The 733-nt window shown below is 66.4% G+C and carries 1 protein-coding gene; it reads left to right on the top strand.

Annotated features, from left to right (window positions below):
* On the top strand, positions 1 to 733 hold a 733-nt coding region (locus tag ACFQO7_RS37740), incomplete at both ends, for a glycoside hydrolase family 10 protein (RefSeq protein WP_376810895.1).

Consider the following 733-nt stretch of genomic DNA (forward strand, 5'->3'; position numbering starts at 1 on the left):
ACTCGACGTACAGCACGATCGCCGCCCGTGAGTTCAACATGATCACGGCCGAGAACGAGATGAAGCCCGACGCCACCCAGCCCAACCGGGGGCAGTTCAACTTCAGCTCGGGCGACCAGATCTACAACTGGGCGACCCAGCGGGGCCTGAAGGTCCGCGGCCACACCCTGGCCTGGCACGCCCAGCAGCCCGGCTGGATGCAGAGCCTGTCCGGCAGCAACCTGCGCCAGGCGATGATCGACCACATCAACGGCGTCATGGCCCACTACAAGGGCAAACTCGCCGCCTGGGACGTCGTCAACGAGGCGTTCAACGAGGACGGCAGCCGCCGCTCGTCCAACCTGCAGGGCACCGGCAACGACTGGATCGAGGTCGCCTTCCGCACCGCCCGCAACGCCGACCCGTCGGTCAAGCTCTGCTACAACGACTACAACATCGAGAACTGGAGCTACGGCAAGACCCAGGGTGTGTACCGCATGATCCAGGACTTCAAGTCCCGGGGCGTGCCCATCGACTGCGTCGGCCTGCAGACCCACTTCACCGGCGGCAGCTCCCTGCCGAGCAACTTCCAGACCACCCTGTCCAGCTTCGCCGCCCTCGGCGTCGACGTCGCCCTCACCGAGGTCGACGTCACCAACGCCTCCACCTCGCAGTACGGCGGCCTGACCCAGGCCTGCATGAACGTGCCGCGCTGCATCGGCATCACCGTGTGGGGCGTGCGCGACAGCGACTC

Source organism: Catellatospora aurea, from assembly GCF_042663325.1.
In the GTDB taxonomy this organism is placed as follows: Bacteria; Actinomycetota; Actinomycetes; order Mycobacteriales; family Micromonosporaceae; genus Catellatospora; species Catellatospora aurea.